General features: G+C 36.3%; 18 protein-coding genes. 8 read left to right on the forward strand and 10 right to left on the reverse strand.

What is annotated here, in order from left to right:
- From ACR2MV_RS08835 to ACR2MV_RS08865, 7 genes are all read left to right on the forward strand, one after another.
- On the forward strand, positions 1 to 1,275 hold a 1,275-nt coding region (locus ACR2MV_RS08835), incomplete at its 5' end, for an enoyl-CoA hydratase/isomerase family protein (protein ID WP_434021547.1).
- 3 nt (positions 1,276 to 1,278) lie between these two features.
- Positions 1,279 to 2,463 (forward strand): acetyl-CoA C-acyltransferase, encoded by a 1,185-nt coding sequence (locus ACR2MV_RS08840; RefSeq protein WP_434021548.1) that lies wholly within the window; start codon positions 1,279 to 1,281, stop codon positions 2,461 to 2,463.
- A 37-nt stretch (positions 2,464 to 2,500) separates the two neighbouring features.
- Entirely contained in the window at positions 2,501 to 4,294 is a 1,794-nt protein-coding gene (locus ACR2MV_RS08845) for an acyl-CoA dehydrogenase family protein (protein WP_434021549.1), read from the forward strand.
- 109 nt (positions 4,295 to 4,403) lie between these two features.
- Positions 4,404 to 5,294, forward strand: a complete 891-nt coding sequence (locus tag ACR2MV_RS08850; RefSeq protein WP_434021550.1) for a TolB family protein — start codon at positions 4,404 to 4,406, stop codon at positions 5,292 to 5,294.
- Positions 5,295 to 5,373: 79 nt separating this feature from the next.
- Positions 5,374 to 6,333, forward strand: a complete 960-nt coding sequence (locus ACR2MV_RS08855; protein ID WP_434021551.1) for a Gfo/Idh/MocA family protein — start codon at positions 5,374 to 5,376, stop codon at positions 6,331 to 6,333.
- Between the two features lies 1 nt (position 6,334).
- On the forward strand, positions 6,335 to 6,976 hold the full coding sequence (locus ACR2MV_RS08860; RefSeq protein ID WP_434021552.1) for a sterol desaturase family protein: 642 nt from the start codon (positions 6,335 to 6,337) through the stop codon (positions 6,974 to 6,976).
- Positions 6,973 to 7,860 carry a 3-hydroxybutyryl-CoA dehydrogenase gene (locus ACR2MV_RS08865; RefSeq protein WP_434021553.1) on the forward strand — a complete coding sequence of 296 codons (888 nt, stop codon included), beginning with the start codon at positions 6,973 to 6,975 and terminating at the stop codon, positions 7,858 to 7,860. The genes ACR2MV_RS08860 and ACR2MV_RS08865 overlap by 4 nt, the downstream gene beginning before the upstream one ends.
- A gap of 58 nt (positions 7,861 to 7,918) precedes the next feature.
- Here the strand turns inward: ACR2MV_RS08865 and ACR2MV_RS08870 are convergent, their stop codons facing one another.
- From ACR2MV_RS08870 to ACR2MV_RS08890, 5 genes are all read right to left on the reverse strand, one after another.
- Positions 7,919 to 8,299 carry a hypothetical protein gene (locus tag ACR2MV_RS08870; RefSeq protein ID WP_434021554.1) on the reverse strand — a complete coding sequence of 127 codons (381 nt, stop codon included), beginning with the start codon at positions 8,297 to 8,299 and terminating at the stop codon, positions 7,919 to 7,921.
- 194 nt (positions 8,300 to 8,493) lie between these two features.
- Positions 8,494 to 9,600, reverse strand: coding sequence for an efflux RND transporter periplasmic adaptor subunit (locus ACR2MV_RS08875; RefSeq protein ID WP_434021555.1), 1,107 nt, complete (start codon positions 9,598 to 9,600; stop codon positions 8,494 to 8,496).
- Between the two features lie 31 nt (positions 9,601 to 9,631).
- Positions 9,632 to 10,870 (reverse strand): ABC transporter permease, encoded by a 1,239-nt coding sequence (locus tag ACR2MV_RS08880; RefSeq protein ID WP_434021556.1) that lies wholly within the window; start codon positions 10,868 to 10,870, stop codon positions 9,632 to 9,634.
- A gap of 40 nt (positions 10,871 to 10,910) precedes the next feature.
- Positions 10,911 to 12,143 carry an ABC transporter permease gene (locus ACR2MV_RS08885; RefSeq protein WP_434021557.1) on the reverse strand — a complete coding sequence of 411 codons (1,233 nt, stop codon included), beginning with the start codon at positions 12,141 to 12,143 and terminating at the stop codon, positions 10,911 to 10,913.
- A 9-nt stretch (positions 12,144 to 12,152) separates the two neighbouring features.
- Positions 12,153 to 12,845, reverse strand: a complete 693-nt coding sequence (locus ACR2MV_RS08890; protein WP_434021558.1) for an ABC transporter ATP-binding protein — start codon at positions 12,843 to 12,845, stop codon at positions 12,153 to 12,155.
- Between the two features lie 75 nt (positions 12,846 to 12,920).
- Between ACR2MV_RS08890 and ACR2MV_RS08895 the strand changes: the two genes are divergently transcribed.
- Positions 12,921 to 13,328, forward strand: coding sequence for a thiol-disulfide oxidoreductase DCC family protein (locus ACR2MV_RS08895; RefSeq protein WP_434021559.1), 408 nt, complete (start codon positions 12,921 to 12,923; stop codon positions 13,326 to 13,328).
- A 106-nt stretch (positions 13,329 to 13,434) separates the two neighbouring features.
- On the opposite strand, the gene ACR2MV_RS08900 is transcribed toward ACR2MV_RS08895, so the two are convergent.
- From ACR2MV_RS08900 to ACR2MV_RS08920, 5 genes are all read right to left on the reverse strand, one after another.
- Positions 13,435 to 14,001: a DUF2911 domain-containing protein gene (locus ACR2MV_RS08900; RefSeq protein WP_434021560.1), complete on the reverse strand. Its 567-nt coding sequence runs from the start codon at positions 13,999 to 14,001 to the stop codon at positions 13,435 to 13,437.
- A gap of 83 nt (positions 14,002 to 14,084) precedes the next feature.
- Positions 14,085 to 14,459 carry a hypothetical protein gene (locus ACR2MV_RS08905; protein WP_434021561.1) on the reverse strand — a complete coding sequence of 125 codons (375 nt, stop codon included), beginning with the start codon at positions 14,457 to 14,459 and terminating at the stop codon, positions 14,085 to 14,087.
- Positions 14,434 to 14,820, reverse strand: a complete 387-nt coding sequence (locus tag ACR2MV_RS08910) for a hypothetical protein (protein WP_434021562.1) — start codon at positions 14,818 to 14,820, stop codon at positions 14,434 to 14,436. The genes ACR2MV_RS08905 and ACR2MV_RS08910 overlap by 26 nt, the downstream gene beginning before the upstream one ends.
- A gap of 32 nt (positions 14,821 to 14,852) precedes the next feature.
- Positions 14,853 to 15,233: a hypothetical protein gene (locus ACR2MV_RS08915; RefSeq protein ID WP_434021563.1), complete on the reverse strand. Its 381-nt coding sequence runs from the start codon at positions 15,231 to 15,233 to the stop codon at positions 14,853 to 14,855.
- 78 nt (positions 15,234 to 15,311) lie between these two features.
- Positions 15,312 to 15,653 carry a hypothetical protein gene (locus ACR2MV_RS08920; RefSeq protein ID WP_434021564.1) on the reverse strand — a complete coding sequence of 114 codons (342 nt, stop codon included), beginning with the start codon at positions 15,651 to 15,653 and terminating at the stop codon, positions 15,312 to 15,314.
- Between the last annotated feature and the right edge of the window lie 349 nt (positions 15,654 to 16,002).

A 16,002-nucleotide genomic window follows, 5' to 3' on the forward strand; every position in this document is an offset into this window, starting at 1 on the left:
GTTTCTCATCGTATTCCTGAAATTACAGACGAATTATACAAAATTGACGATGCCATGAAGGCCGGGTTCGGCTGGGAACATGGACCTTTTCAGATTTGGGATGCTATTGGGGTTGCCAAAGGAATTGAAATGATGAAGAAAGAAGGTTACGCTCCAAACAGTTGGGTAACCGATATGCTGACAAATGGAAATGATTCTTTTTATAGTATCAACAATGGATCTAAATTTTATTATGATGTTGACACAAAAGAATCAACCAAAATTCCCGGACAAGATGCCTTTATCATTTTAGACAATATTAGAGAGTCAAAGACAATTTGGTCTAATAAGGAAGCTTCGATTCAACATTTAGGTGATGGGGTCTTAAACGTTGAATTTCAGTCTAAAATGAATACAATAGGTAGTGGAGTTCTTCAGGCGATCAATAAAGGAATTGATTTGGCGGAACAGGAATATGAAGCTGTTATTCTAGGGAATCAGGCGGCTAATTTTTCGGTGGGTGCCAATTTAGCAATGGCCTTTATGCTGGCCGTGGAGCAAGAATATGACGAATTATCGATGGCAACAAGAATGTTCCAAAATACGGTGATGAGATTAAAGTACAGCGCTGTCCCTACCCTGATAACACCAAGAGGAATGACCTTTGGAGGTGCATGTGAAATGGGCTTGCATGCTGATAAAGTGATTGCAGCCGCAGAAACATATACCGGATTGGTTGAATTTGGTGTTGGTATCATTCCTGCAGGTGCAGGAACCAAAGAGGTAACGAAAAGAGTCTCTGAACTTTGGGTAAAAGATGATGTAAAGTTAAACAGACTTAGAGATGCCTTTATAAATATTGCCATGGCCAAGGTGGCAACTTCTGCTGAAGAAGCCTTTGATTTGGGCTATTTTATGAAAGGAAAAGATATTGTAGTGGTCAATGCCGACAGACAAATTGCAACGGCAAAACGACACGCCTTGCAAATGTTGGAAGACGGATATACCAAACCTGTCAAAAAAGATATAAAAGTTTTAGGTCAACAGGCTTTAGGAATGTTTTTAGTGGGTACAGATAGTTTGGAAAAAGGACGTTACGCATCTGAACATGACAAAAAAATAGCTAATAAATTAGGCTATGTGATGGCCGGAGGTGATCTGTCAGAACCAACGATGGTATCAGAACAATACCTATTAGACCTTGAAAGGGAAGCCATTCTTTCTTTATTAACAGAACGTAAAACTTTAGAACGCATTGAGCACACCTTGAAAACAGGAAAACCATTAAGAAATTAGAATATGAAAACAGCATATATCATACAAGGATACAGAACAGCCGTCGGTAAAGCTCCCAGAGGTACTTTCCGTTTTAAAAGGCCGGACGAACTTGCCTCTGAAACCATAGAACATTTATTAAAACAAGTTCCTGAATTAGATGTCAAGAGAATTGACGATGTGATTGTAGGGAACGCGATGCCGGAAGCCGAACAAGGTTTAAACATGGGAAGATTGATTTCTTTAATGGGAACTAAATCAAATGATGTTGCCGGTGTTACCGTGAATCGCTATTGTGCTTCAGGCCTAGAAACCATTAGTATGGCAACTGCAAAGATTCAGGCCGGCATGGCGGATTGTATCGTCGCTGGAGGTGTTGAAAGCATGAGCTATATCCCAATGGGTGGTTACAGACCAGTTCCTAATTATAAATCGGCCAAGGAAGGGCACGAAGATTATTATTGGGGCATGGGTTTAACTGCAGAAGCTGTGGCGGAACAATATAAAATCAGTAGAGAGGATCAGGATCTTTTCTCGTATAACTCTCATATGAAGGCCCTGAATGCGCTGGATAATAACATTTTTGATGAGGATATAGCGCCTATCAACGTGGAGCAGATCTTTCTGGACAAAAATGGCAAAAGATCCGTAAGAAATTATGTGGCGAAAACAGATGAAGGTCCAAGAAGAGGCACTTCTGTTGAGGCATTGGCAAAATTAAGACCGGTTTTTGCGAACAAGGGAAGCGTAACCGCAGGAAATTCATCTCAAATGAGTGATGGAGCTGCTTTTGTGCTCGTAATGAGTGAAGACATGGTGAAGGAACTTAATTTGGAGCCCATTGCCCGAATGGTAAGTTTTGCTGCTGTAGGAGTTGAGCCAAGAATTATGGGTATCGGGCCAGTGGCTGCCGTTCCCAAGGCACTTCAACAAGCAAACTTAACATTAAATGATATCGATTTGTTCGAATTAAATGAAGCGTTTGCATCACAATCTTTAGCGGTCATAAAGGAACTCGGATTAAATCCAGACATCGTGAATGTAAATGGAGGCGCCATTTCTTTAGGGCATCCTTTAGGTTGTACCGGAGCAAAATTATCGGTGCAACTCTTTAATGAAATGAGAAGAAGAAAACAAAAATATGGAGTTGTTACCATGTGTGTAGGAACCGGTCAAGGTGCGGCTGGAGTGTATGAATTATTGAAATAAAATATGAACCCAATCAGTTATTAAAGTGAAAAAAATTATGGAAGCTATAAAAGGAGGAGAATTTCTCGTAAGAGAAGTCGCAAAAGAAGATGTCTTTATTACCGAACAATTCAGTGAAGAGCAAAATATGATGAAGGATGCTGTTATTGAATTCATAGACCGTGAAGTTTGGCCTATTAAAGAGCGTTTTGAAGAAAAGGATTATGCCTTAACGGAAGAATTAATGAGAAAGGCTGGTGAAATGGGCTTTCTTGGAGTTTCAATTCCTGAAGTCTATGGAGGAATCGGAATGGGATTTGTGTCTACCATGTTAGTAACGGATTATATATCAGCAGCTTCCGGATCTTTAGGAACAGCTTATGGGGCTCATACAGGAATTGGTACGATGCCCATATTCTTATATGGTACTGAAGAACAAAAACAAAAATACCTTCCATCTCTTACAGCAGGTGAAAAATTTGGAGCGTACTGTTTAACTGAGCCAGGCGCTGGTAGTGATGCCAATTCAGGTAAAACAACAGCTACTTTGACAGACGATGGAAAGCATTACCTGATCAATGGACAGAAAATGTGGATTTCAAATGCGGGATTTGCAGAAATCTTCATCGTTTTTGCAAGAATTGAAGATGATAAAAATATAACAGGCTTCTTATTAGAATACGACAAAGCAAATCCAAACGGAGTAACGTTTGGAGAAGAAGAGAAAAAATTAGGTATTACCTCTTCTTCTACCCGACAGGTATTTTTTAATGACACGAAAATTCCTGTTGAAAACATGCTGTCTGAAAGAGGAAAAGGATTTAAAATAGCTCTTAACTCTTTAAATGTTGGAAGAATAAAGCTGGCCGCGGCCTGTTTAGATGCCAGTAGACGGACATTGACTGAAGGAATCAAATACGCAAACGAAAGAATTCAATTTAAAAAAGCTATTTCTAGTTTTGGCGCCGTACAGGCTAAAATTGCTGAAATGGGAACAAGAACGTTTGTTACTGATGCAGGATCATACCGAGCTGCTAAAGACATTCAAAATTATATTGATGACTTATTAGCCGGCGGAAAAACTCATCAGGATGCCGAGCTGGAGGCGTTTAGTGAATACGCGATTGAGGCTGCCATTTTAAAGGTATATGGTTCAGAAACATCTCAGTTCGTAACGGATGAAGGAATCCAGATTTTTGGTGGCATGGGCTTTTCCAAAGACACTCCTATGGAAGCAGCCTGGCGAGATGCGAGAATCACCAGAATCTATGAAGGCACCAATGAAATCAACAGGTTATTAACTGTTGGAATGCTTTTGAAAAAGGCATTTAAAGGAGATATTGATTTATTGACACCTGCCACAGCAGTTGGAAAAAGTTTGATGGAAATTCCTTCCTTTGACACACCAGATTATTCTGATCTGTTTTCAGAAGAAAAAGAAACGATCGGGAAATTGAAGAAATCTTTTTTAATGATCGCCGGAAAAGCCGTTCAGACCTTTGGTATGGAATTAGAGGAACACCAACAACTTATATTGGCCGCCGCAGAAATATTGATTGAAATTTATATGGCCGAGAGTGCCATCTTAAAGGCAGAAAAAGTAGTATCACTTTCATCTGAAGAAGCTGCAAAGGGCCAAATTGCCATGGCCAGATTGAATCTAAGTAATGCTGTTGGTATCATCAATGAAAAGGGAAAAGAAGCCATTATCTATTTTGCTGAAGGAGATGAGCAGCGAATGATGTTAATGGGCTTGAAAAGATTTACCAAATACACGAATATGCCCAATGTGATTTCATTAAGAAAAGAAATTGCAGCCATACTCATAGCTGAAAATAAATATTGTTTTTAGCCATTAAAACCAGGGATCTATCATCCCTGGTTTTTTTCTGCTCAATATATTTTCTTTATCGTCGTTATATAGACTATATTTGAAATTGAAATAGCTTAATACTTTTTATATGCAAATCAAAATAATCCCCTCCATTTTGATGTCATTGTGTTGTGCCTTTATGGCTGCACAAGAAGCGACAGAAATTTATTTGTTCGACCTTTCAGAACAAGACAGTCAAATCACCATCAGCAACCCGGTTAATATTTCGAAGAACGAAGGTTATGACAATCAACCAAGTTTTACCGAAGATGGAACAGGTATTCTATTTTCCTCCTTCAGGGAAGGTCAAGCGGACATCTCAAAATATTTTATTGCTGAGAATTACAGGGTATGGATCACAGATACAAAAGAAAGTGAGTTTTCTCCTATTCAGGTACCTGGTAAAAAAAAATATTTCACCTGTGTACGACTCAATGAAGACGACACCCAATACATTTATAAATACGCCTTTAAAAAGAAACTGCCCGAATTATTCATTCCCGACCTGAAAGTTGGCTACTATATATGGTTTGATCCTAAAACGCTCATAAGCTTTGTCATTGGTGATACCGAAACACTTCAGGTGAGTAGTTTTAAACATAAGATCCGCTATCCGATTCGCAGTAATATCGGTCGTTCTATGCATAAAATTCCAGAAAGTGCCGGTTTAGGAAGCAATTTAATGAGTTTTATAAGCCTCAGTCATGAAAGTCCTGAAATTTACTCAATAGACCCATTTAAAAGTACATCTGTGTATATAGCTGATGCATTAGCAGGGTCTCGTGATCTGACCTGGACGGCCAGAGGCACCATGCTTATGGGTAAAAATAATATGATCTATAAATACCATCCAAGCAAGGATAAGGAATGGATTCCTATTAATATTGAAGCGGAATTTGATATTCAGGGTATTTCCAGAATAATTATCAGTCCGGATGGTTCGAAACTGGTATTGGTTGCCAATGAACCTGCTTTATAGTTTATATTTTTTAAATAATTCTTGCCTTAGCCCTTTTTTAATTAGGTAGTGATTTTGTATTTTTGACAAAAACATTTTTATGCTTAAAGCAGGGGTATTAGGTGCTGGTCATCTTGGAAAAATTCATTTAAAACTTCTTCAGGAATCCTCAGAATATGAATTGGTTGGCTTCTATGACCCGATTGAGTCATATGCCAAGCAAGTTGAAAAGGATTTTGGCTATCGCTTTGTCAAAAGTATTGATGAATTAATAGAGTTAGTGGATGTCATTGATATCGTTACTCCTACATTGAATCATTTTGAATGCGCGAAAAAGGCCATTGAAAAAGGAAAGCATATTTTTATTGAGAAACCGATCACAAAGACTGTTGAGGAAGCTGAAACGCTCAGAGACCTTGTACATCAAATGAATGTTCGGGGACAGGTGGGACATGTTGAGCGATTTAATCCGGCATTTACGGCTGTTGCCGATATGATTGAAACTCCTATGTTTATCGAATGCCATAGATTGGCCGAATTTAATCCCAGAGGGACTGATGTACCTGTAGTTCTTGATTTAATGATCCACGATATTGACATCATACTAAGCGTTGTGAAATCGGAAGTGAAAGAAGTACATGCCAGTGGTGTTTCTGTGATCAGTGATACACCGGATATTGCCAATGCAAGAATTGAATTTGAAAATGGTTGCGTGGCAAACCTAACTGCGAGTAGAATTTCAATGAAAAACATGAGGAAATCTCGTTTCTTTCAAAAAGATGCCTATATATCCGTAGATTTTCTAGAGAAAAAAAGCGAAGTTGTTAAAATGAAGGATGCTCCTGAAAATCCTGATGATTTTGCGATGATTTTACAAAATGCCGAAGGAAAGAAAAAACAAATCTATTTTGAAAATCCAGAGGTGATGGCAAATAATGCCATACTCGATGAGCTGGAATCTTTTTCAAAGGCAATTCATACAAACACAACACCTGTGGTCTCTTTAAAACAAGGAGCAAAAGCACTTGAAGTGGCCCAGCAAATTATCGATAGTTTTTAATATGGAACCAAAAGTTACTACTGAACATCATAGAGGAACGGCTACAATTTTCAAAAATCCTTTTCTGGAGAGTCTCACGAAAACTACCTTAAAACAAAATATTGTCGTTTATGGGTTGATCGTATTGTTGTTGATTTACAACGGAATATTTATTAGAAATATTCCTGCTCTTACATTTATTGGCTTGTTTGTATTTGCCTTGTTCTTTTGGACACTTGCCGAATACTTGCTGCATAGATACCTGTTTCATTGGATTTCGGAAAACAAGTTTGTAAAACGTTTTCATTTCGTGATGCATGGTTCACATCATATGTATCCAAGAGATACAGAACGACTCTTGATGCCCCCGGTACCGGGAATTATTATGGCCTCCATTCTATTCTCTATATTCTATGTTATATTTAGCCTGATTGGGTATCCAAATTATACTTGGGGATTTTTCCCTGGTTTTTTTCTAGGTTATTTATTGTATTCATTTTTACATCGGGCCACCCACGTTGTGAAGCCTCCTAAAAGATTTAAGTTTCTTTGGAGACATCATAGTTTGCATCACTATAAGTATCCGAATAAAGCATTTGGAGTATCTAATACCTTTTGGGACCATGTATTTGGAACCATGCCACCAAAAAAATCATACGAATGAAAAATATAACGGTCATTGGTGCAGGAACGATGGGGAATGGAATCGCCCATGTTTTTGCTCAGAATGGATTTCAAGTAAAGCTGGTTGACATCTCGGAGAAAGCTTTAGAAAAAGGAGTCGCTACCATTACCCGGAATCTTGACAGGTTACTGAGCAAGGAAAAAATAAGCTTGGAAACCAAGGAAAGTACCTTGAGCAATATCAACTGTCATACGGAATTGACAGATGGCTTATCCAATGCGGACCTAGTGGTGGAAGCAGCTACTGAAAATGTCGATTTAAAGAAAAATATATTTCAACAAATTGATGAATTGTCTCCGGAAAAAGCGATTTTGGCGACCAATACCTCGTCCATATCAATAACACAAATAGCAGCAGTTACATCAAGACCAGACAAAGTGATAGGAATGCATTTTATGAATCCTGTCCCGATAATGAAATTAATTGAAGTAATAAGAGGCTACTCTACTTCGGATGCGGTTACCAAACAGATCATGGAATTATCTGAAACTTTGGGTAAGGTTCCTGTTGAGGTAAATGATTATCCTGGTTTTATCGCAAATAGAATCTTGATGCCCATGATCAATGAAGCCATCTATTCTCTTTACGAAGGTGTTGCCGGGGTATATGAGATCGACACAGTGATGAAATTGGGAATGGCACACCCTATGGGACCATTACAATTGGCTGATTTTATTGGACTGGATGTTTGTCTCTCTATTTTAAAGGTGCTGTTTGATGGCTTTGGAAATCCTAAATATGCGCCCTGCCCCTTGCTGGTGAATATGGTTACAGCTGGAAAATTAGGCGTGAAATCCGGAGAAGGTTTTTATGATTATACGGCATCCAGAAAAGCTGAAACAATTTCAAAACAATTTAGTTAGATATTAAAAAAGTTAGATAAATATTAAAAAAGCCCCGAAACCGGGGCTTTTTTAATGCTTATAACCATCTTAAAAAATAATCCATCAGATCCTCTTTTAATTCGTAGTGTAACTTAATATAGGTCTTCATATCTTCTTTCATCGAAGTTTGCTGATTTCTTAAACGTCCATCGAGCTCCTCGCTAATATCTGCAGTTTCAATGATTTTCTTCTTCATGCGTATGCGTTGCAGCATTCTTCCAATTACTTCTTTTTCTCTTATTATTTTATTCTGAAAACCTTCTAAAGGTGCCATGGCATCAATGCCTAAATTTCTTTTAACAATGCTTTCCAGTTTCTTTTCAAACTTCTCCATCTCCTTTCTATGAAACCTTAATTCTTCTTTCCAAACTTTTAAATTAAACTTCAAATCGCTCAAATAAACTAATTTTGTCTCCATGGCCTTAAAATGTTATAATTAATAATACCATAAATTTCTTAAAAAAAAAGTGAGTATACAATTGATAAAAGTCATTTTTTTTAGGATATTTCTATTTTATTTCCCTTATTAAAAACAAAAAAGACCTTATGAGTATAAGGTCTTTTTATTTTTTGGAAAATAATTCCAATCAGGAAAATTGACAATTCATATGCCTATCCCTGATTATTTTCTTCTTGCTTACTGGCTTTATTCCAAATCTTGATCTCATCATCTTCTGACACTCCAGAAAGTATTTCAACGTTTATTCCATCAGATATTCCCAGTTCGAGGTCTTTTCTCTCAAATTCCTGTTCTCCTTTTAAAACTTCCACATAAGGTGCTTCACTCGTTTTATCAAATTGTAATAAGGCCTCTTTAATTGATAGTACACTATCCTTTTTTTCAAGAACAATATCTGCATTGGCACTATAACCTGCCCTTACAAAATACTCTTTATCTAACTTCACATCTGCTTTGATTTTGAATTGTACAGCCCCATTTTCTTCTGTTCCTTTTGGTGCAATAAAATTCAATTTTGCCGGAAATCTTTTTTTATCAATGGCTCCTAATGCCACTTCAATATCAGACCCTTCCTCAAGCTTGCCCACTTCTGCTTCATCAACCTTACCCTCAAAGATCATTTTTGTCATATCAGCGATCGAAGCAATTGTTGTTCCTGCGTTAAAATTATTACTCTGAATTACCTGATACCCTTCTTTTACCGGGATTTCAAGTATCATTCCTGAAGTAGTTGCTCTTATATTAGTGTTGGCAGAACCTCCAGAACCGGTATACCCTCTTCGTATGATTTCATAATCGTTCTTTGCATTTTGAACATCTTCTTTAGCCTGATTATAAGCCAGTTCAAAGACTTCTATGTCTTTCTTGGAAATAACACCCTGCTCGTACAACTTTTTATTTCTATCATACACAATTTTAGTATTGTCCAATTGAAGTTGTGCTTTGTTGACTCTTCCTTTTGCGCTGGTTAAGGCCTGCTCATTTGGCACCACTCTAACTTTTGCAATAAGATCTCCTTTTTTAATATCAGCTCCTTCTTCAACAAATATCTTTTCAATAATACCTGAAATCTGAGGTTTGATTTCAACTTCCTCCAGAGGAATTACCTTACCCGTTGCAACTGTTTTCTCTACAATGGTGGTTTTAAATGCTTTCTCTGTTTCAAACACTTCATTTGTTTGCTTATTTTTCCCAACAAACATTAATATAACTGCTATAAATGCTATCGCAATTATTACAAATATGATCGTTTTTTTCATTTTTATTTTTGATTATTTGATTTACTTTTTATTACTCGTCTCTTAATGCTTCTATTGGTTTAATTCGTATGGCTCTGTTTGCCGGTATTAATCCGATTAAGGTTCCTAAAACTACCAATGTTAAAAGTGCTAATAGAATTATATAAATTTCTACTGATGAGTTCAACAATACCGCGTTAGGTCCGTCTGAAATTGAATTCAATGCGAATATTACCATACCTGCCCCAATAATTCCTAAAATCCCTGCAAAAAGAGACAACACCACTGATTCCATTATTATTTGTGCTTTAATCTCCCAAGGTTTTGCACCTAGAGCCCGTCGAATTCCAATCTCCTTGGTTCTTTCCTTCACAGTGATCAGCAATATATTTCCAATGGCAAAAATTCCTGCTACTAACGTAGCCAGCCCCACAAAAACAGTAAGAAATTGCATTCCTGTCAAAAATCCGGTTACCTCTTTAAAACGTTCTCCCAAATTAAAACTTCCAAATGCCTGACTATCATCAGGGTGCACATCATGAAGGTTTTTTAACTGCAATTTCACATCAGATTCAATCTGGCTGATATTTGACTCTGGCTTTCCTGTAATCACCATCCAACCAATATTATTTCCTTGATTAAACACTTTTTGAAATGTCGTAAATGGAATATGTATCGCATCACCCGGCCCCATCTGAATATTGGACCTTTCAAAAACACCAACAACCGTATAGTTTATTTCACTTATTTCAATAAGTTGACCAATGGGATATTCATCTTCCTCAAATAAATCTTCATATACATCCTGAGAAATAACTGCTATTTTTTTGCTGTGCTTGATGTCATTATCATTGATAAACCTGCCATACATTAATTTCTTTTTGGAAACCTTATCTAATACCGGATAATCACCTGAAACATTATAGGTACCATCTAAAAATTTTCGCAAAACAACCTGTCTGTTTTGATTTCTCGGTACCACAAAATCAATTCCTTGAACATTCTTCTCGACAATTTGAGCGTCCGAATGTTTTAATCTCATGGGTCTCCCCTCTTGAAATCCATGAAAGGCCATACCTGTTGATTGCCCCCAAACAAATACACTGTTAGTAGCTAAATCGCCTATATTCTTATTGAATCGATTCTCGAATCCTTTTGCCGTAGCCAGAAGCGCTACCAAAATAAAAATACCCCACATCACACCAATCATGGTAATGATGGTACGTGTTACATTTTTACGAAGAACTCCGTAAATTTCCTGCCAGGTATCTAAATCAAAAAAAGTTTTCATTTGGCAATCAGATTAATAATTTATACTATATATGTCCATTTTATGCATCATTCAAGGCTTCAATGGGTTTGATTTTACTGGCTCGTCTCGCAGGAACATAACCTGCTATAATTCCCGAAATAACAAGTAAAACAGTAGCGAAAATTACGATACCTGTATCTACCTGCGGATCTTTTATAAAATATTTTTCTAATCCGGGAGCGGCGTAGCTCAAAACTCCTATCCCAATAAGCATCCCTAAATACCCCGCAATCGATGTAATAAACATGGATTCAAACATGATCATCTTAATAATAGAACTTGGCGTTGCGCCAATGGCTTTTCGAATTCCTAATTCCCGTGTTCTTTCTTTCACAATGTAAATCATGATATTACTAATCCCTACGATCCCAGCTATTAAAGTCCCGATGCTTATAATTATGACAATCATATCCAAGGCCCCTGAGGTTTGCTTGGTTCCCTGAACCACTTCAGCCCTATTAATGACTCTTATGGCTCTTTGATCTCTTGGTGCAATATCAAAACGATCCTTTAAATCTCTTACCAAATTATTTCCAAATGCGATCGCCTGGCCGGTAGATAAATTCGAGTTATAAAGTATATTAATCTGATCTACTTTATCATTGTTTCCATACAAAGCCTGCGCTGTGGTAATTGGAATATAATTTAACCTTTCTTCATTATCTCCTCCCGGATCTGTAAAAACACCGACCACCTTATACGCTAGTCCGGCAACATTTACATATTTTCCTACAGCACTTACTCCTGAAGGAAAAATATCTTTTTTGGTCATACGACCCAAGACAATCACTTTTGATTTTTTTTGTATATCTAATTTGTTGATAAACCTTCCTTCATAAGGAACAGCTCTCTCCAGAAATTGAATTTCAGGATCAACTGAAATTAAAGAATAATTTGATTTCTTATTCTTATATGTAATATCAACCTGTCTTTGATTTCTTCTGATAATATGCTCTATACTACCATCATAATTCTCTAAAATATAGTCGACATCTTCATTCTTAAATTCAATCCTTCGTCCACTCTGATATCCCCTGTATGCCTTAGAAGTATTATTTGGCATAATGAAAATGGCATTCTCAGCATCACGGCTAAAGAATGATTTAAAAGTGTTCTTCAAACCATTTCCCATACCCAGCAAGATGGTAAAAAGCATAATAGCAAATGTAATGGTCAAACCTGATAAAACTGTTCTCAGTTTGTTCTTGCCAATACTTTGAAAAATTTCTTGCCAACCGTCTAAATCAAACATGCGTATCGTTTATGCAGTTACTTTTACTCCTGTTTTCTCATCACTGATGATTACTCCATCGCGCAATCGCACAATTCTATCAGTTTCAGCGGCTATATCCTCTTCGTGTGTGATCACAAAAACGGTCATCCCCTCTTTGTTAATCTCTTTCAACAATTCCATAACAGCATGAGAAGTAGATGAATCCAAGGCACCTGTCGGCTCATCCGCTAAAACCACCTTTGGATTTGTCACCAAAGCTCTCGCAATAGCAACACGTTGTTTTTGCCCTCCTGAAAGTTCGCTGGGTAAATGATTTGCCCATTCTCCCAATCCTACTTTCTCCAAATACTCCATCGCAACTTTCTGTCGTTCTTTTCTTCCAACACCTTTATAGTATAATGGCAGTGCGACATTTTCCAGGGCATTCTTATAGGTGATCAAATTAAACGCCTGAAAAACAAAGCCTAAGAATTTATTTCTCAGTACTGCCGCTTTTTTCTCATCTAATTTTTCAATTAACTGGCCATTTAAGTGATACGTTCCCTCATCGTGAACATCCAATAGTCCTACAATGTTCAACAAAGTTGATTTTCCTGAACCAGAGGAACCCATAATGGAAACGAACTCTCCTTCTTTAATATGTAAATCCAAACCTTTTAATACATGAAGGGATTCATCCCCCATTGGGTATGACTTATGAAGATTTTCAATTTTAATCATTCCTTGATAGTATTTTTATTTAATCAATCATTTAATAGATCTCAACAAACAAAGCAAATTCATTAATTTAGCAGTATGTTTCAAAAGGATCAAAAAACCTTAATCTTATTCGATGGCATCTGCAATTTATGCAATGGTTCTGTTCAATTTATTCTCAAAAGAGACAAAAAAGAAAAGTTCCTATTTGCTTCCTTACAATCAGACGCCGCAAAAAATGTTTTGTTACAGTATAATGTGAAAAAAATTATGATGGATTCCATCATTATTGTGGAGGATGGTGAAGTTTTTTATAAATCAACGGCCATTCTTAAAATTTGCAGGAATTTAAACTGGCCATGGCCCCTTTTTTATCCAGCCATATATTTGCCTTTAATAATCAGAGACTCCCTTTATGACTTCGTTGCCAATAATCGATACAAATGGTTTGGGGTTCAGGATCACTGCACTATCATGATGCCAGCATATAAAAATAGGTTTATCTAAAATTTAGACAAACCTATTTTTAAAATAATCCCCTTTTTTTTGATTCTTAAACTGCATCCATTCATATGGCGATGACTAGATGCAGTCAACACAAATTAATCAATAATTATATCTTTGAAATGAGTCTTTCTTCAGTATACAATGGTATTTTGACTCTTGTTTCCGCCCAGGCAAGTATCATTTGCGTGCCATAGTCTTTAGTCGTAAAACCAATGGAGAAATTCTCTAAACTCTGTCCCTTCACTGCAGGAACTTCTATGCTTGCAATATTAAACTTTGGATCGTAAAAATGAGCCCCGTAGGTATCCGTTTTACCATTCAAAATAACGATCCAATAATTTTTATTTGGAATCGTATACAACGAATAAGTTCCAGCTTTTACAAATTTGTTTCCAAACATAACATCACAATAAAACTTTACCTCCGTTGATTCATTACTTCCTGTTTTCCATATTTGACCATAAGGTACTTGTGTCCCGAAAACCTCGGTATCCTTCGCTTTAGGTCTTCCATAAATCACCTTAATCTGCGGTGTTTTGTTTGAAGCAGGTTTATAGTAAACAATATCATGAGGATTCTTGTCCAAATCATTGAATTGTTGGGCCACAGCTTTGTTAATAAATAAGCCAAGGCTTAAGGCCATAATTACAGTGAGTGAATTGAATCTTTTCATTATTTCTAATTTTTATGTTTTGGTTTGTAAAACGAACCTTATCATACTTCGTTTATAATTGTCATTTATATGTAATCTGCAGATTAGACTCCGCTTGAATCATCCTCTTCCTCCTCGCGTATTCTGTCAGCGCTTTCTACCATATAGTGGGTGTTTGAATCGACATCCATCAATTTGTTCTTTTCTGATGGCTGAATACTAACTTCATGGTTTGAAAGATCCAGGATGTCGAATTCATTATAATCACCTGCCGTTGATAACTTAATTACATTTTTATTCGTCTTAGCAATGATCTCTATGGCTTCATCTCCATTTGAAAAAGTGGCTATACTTCTTGCTTTTACTTTTTCATTATTTTGAGCGTACCCGTTATAAGCTATTGTCATCATTAGTATACTAAGTGTAAGTTTTGCATTTGATATCTGCATAGACCTATTGAATCGTTCCAGTTTGATCATCCATTCCATTAGAAATCGTAATGTCCGATGTGATCACAAAATCATCCGTATATACCTTTAATGTATAGGTACCTTCGTCCAATTTGTTTTTATCAATACTGGCAACATTTCCCTGGTTGGTTGAACCGTGCAGCAATTCATGGTTTGAAGATTCCAAAATTTCGTATTTATAGAAATTGTCAGCTGAACTTAGTTCCAAATTGTCAGAGGCAGAATGATCTGTAATGGTGATGGCTTCTTCTCCATTTGGAAAGGTTGTTACATACTTGGTAATTTTTTCAGATTGTTTGTTTGTAGTTGATTGTGCATAGCTTGAAAAGCTAACGAATGATATGGCGAGTATTAAGATTAATTTTTTCATGATATATTTTTTTTAAATGTTATTTTTTTTATTTACTGGATACTTCCTTTGCTTGAGTCGTCATTTGAGATGGTGATATCAGAAGTGATCACAAAATCATCTGTGTACACTTTTAATGTATAGGTACCATCATTTAATTTCGTTTTATCAATGGCACATACATTTCCTTTGTTATTCTGACCATGTACCAATTCATGATTAGATGATTCTAGAATTTCATATTTGTAGAAACTATCTGCTGAAGCCAGTTCCAGAGAACTTGAATTTGATTTATCCGTAATGGTAATGGCTTCATCTCCGTTCGGAAACGTGGTTACATATTTCGTGATGGTTTCTTTGGCCTCATTAGTATCCTGAGCGTATGTTGTGAATCCTGTTAAAGCAATAGCGAGTATTAATAGTGTTTTTTTCATGGCAATTTAATTTTATGATTTATGATTTGTTTAATGCATTCTATGTGGGAAGATAACTTTCGAAAATATGGGTATTGCTTAGCTTAAGTCAACTAATTCAGTTGTACCGGCAGCGTAATTCACAGCATATTCATTATAAGAGAAAGCACCTTCGACAAATTTACTTTCGATATCATAGTTGTCCGGAGCATCATGAACCAATTCATGGTGGTGATTATCCAGCTCTAATTCTTTCGATACTTTGGTACCAGTTAATAAAAGATCAATATTATCATCTACAATTACATCATCCAATACAATAATGTATTCCGATTGACGTTCTATTGATTCTGAATTTGAATTTGAAGTGTTTTCAGTTTCTTGAGCGAATCCTACAAGGCTCACGAAGCTTAATGCGAAGAATAAAGTTATCTTTTTCATAATTGAAATATTTATGTTAATAATTAGCAATTCAAAGTTTGCGTATTATTTCAAATTAGGAAAAACTGTCAAGAAAAAGATTTAATCAAATGAAGTTGGAAATTCTAGAGTAACTTAAACATGATCCCCTTTTTTTAATATTCTGATCATTATGTCGTTTAAGTTTGAAAAGTAATTCTACTTCATATAGTATTGTTTAAATCGGATTGTTTGTTAAAGAATATGATTTCACTTGAAAACCATAGTTCAAATGTAAGTCAGATTACAAGTATCAAACAATAGATAAAAATGGGAATTTCTAATATCCCTGAAAACAGGTAGATAATAACTCTTATCAAAATACAAATCT

The sequence above is a fragment of the Lutimonas sp. genome, from assembly GCF_051011215.1.
In the GTDB taxonomy this organism is placed as follows: Bacteria; Bacteroidota; Bacteroidia; order Flavobacteriales; family Flavobacteriaceae; genus Lutimonas.

Coding starts and splice junctions, on each gene's coding strand:
- ACR2MV_RS08840 (WP_434021548.1), top strand. CDS start 1,279: ATGAAAACAGCATATATCATACAAGGATACAGAACAGCCGTCGGTAAA.
- ACR2MV_RS08845 (WP_434021549.1), top strand. CDS start 2,501: ATGGAAGCTATAAAAGGAGGAGAATTTCTCGTAAGAGAAGTCGCAAAA.
- ACR2MV_RS08850 (WP_434021550.1), top strand. CDS start 4,404: ATGCAAATCAAAATAATCCCCTCCATTTTGATGTCATTGTGTTGTGCC.
- ACR2MV_RS08855 (WP_434021551.1), top strand. CDS start 5,374: ATGCTTAAAGCAGGGGTATTAGGTGCTGGTCATCTTGGAAAAATTCAT.
- ACR2MV_RS08860 (WP_434021552.1), top strand. CDS start 6,335: ATGGAACCAAAAGTTACTACTGAACATCATAGAGGAACGGCTACAATT.
- ACR2MV_RS08865 (WP_434021553.1), top strand. CDS start 6,973: ATGAAAAATATAACGGTCATTGGTGCAGGAACGATGGGGAATGGAATC.
- ACR2MV_RS08870 (WP_434021554.1), bottom strand. CDS start 8,299: ATGGAGACAAAATTAGTTTATTTGAGCGATTTGAAGTTTAATTTAAAA.
- ACR2MV_RS08875 (WP_434021555.1), bottom strand. CDS start 9,600: ATGAAAAAAACGATCATATTTGTAATAATTGCGATAGCATTTATAGCA.
- ACR2MV_RS08880 (WP_434021556.1), bottom strand. CDS start 10,870: ATGAAAACTTTTTTTGATTTAGATACCTGGCAGGAAATTTACGGAGTT.
- ACR2MV_RS08885 (WP_434021557.1), bottom strand. CDS start 12,143: ATGTTTGATTTAGACGGTTGGCAAGAAATTTTTCAAAGTATTGGCAAG.
- ACR2MV_RS08890 (WP_434021558.1), bottom strand. CDS start 12,845: ATGATTAAAATTGAAAATCTTCATAAGTCATACCCAATGGGGGATGAA.
- ACR2MV_RS08895 (WP_434021559.1), top strand. CDS start 12,921: ATGTTTCAAAAGGATCAAAAAACCTTAATCTTATTCGATGGCATCTGC.
- ACR2MV_RS08900 (WP_434021560.1), bottom strand. CDS start 14,001: ATGAAAAGATTCAATTCACTCACTGTAATTATGGCCTTAAGCCTTGGC.
- ACR2MV_RS08905 (WP_434021561.1), bottom strand. CDS start 14,459: ATGATCAAACTGGAACGATTCAATAGGTCTATGCAGATATCAAATGCA.
- ACR2MV_RS08910 (WP_434021562.1), bottom strand. CDS start 14,820: ATGAAAAAATTAATCTTAATACTCGCCATATCATTCGTTAGCTTTTCA.
- ACR2MV_RS08915 (WP_434021563.1), bottom strand. CDS start 15,233: ATGAAAAAAACACTATTAATACTCGCTATTGCTTTAACAGGATTCACA.
- ACR2MV_RS08920 (WP_434021564.1), bottom strand. CDS start 15,653: ATGAAAAAGATAACTTTATTCTTCGCATTAAGCTTCGTGAGCCTTGTA.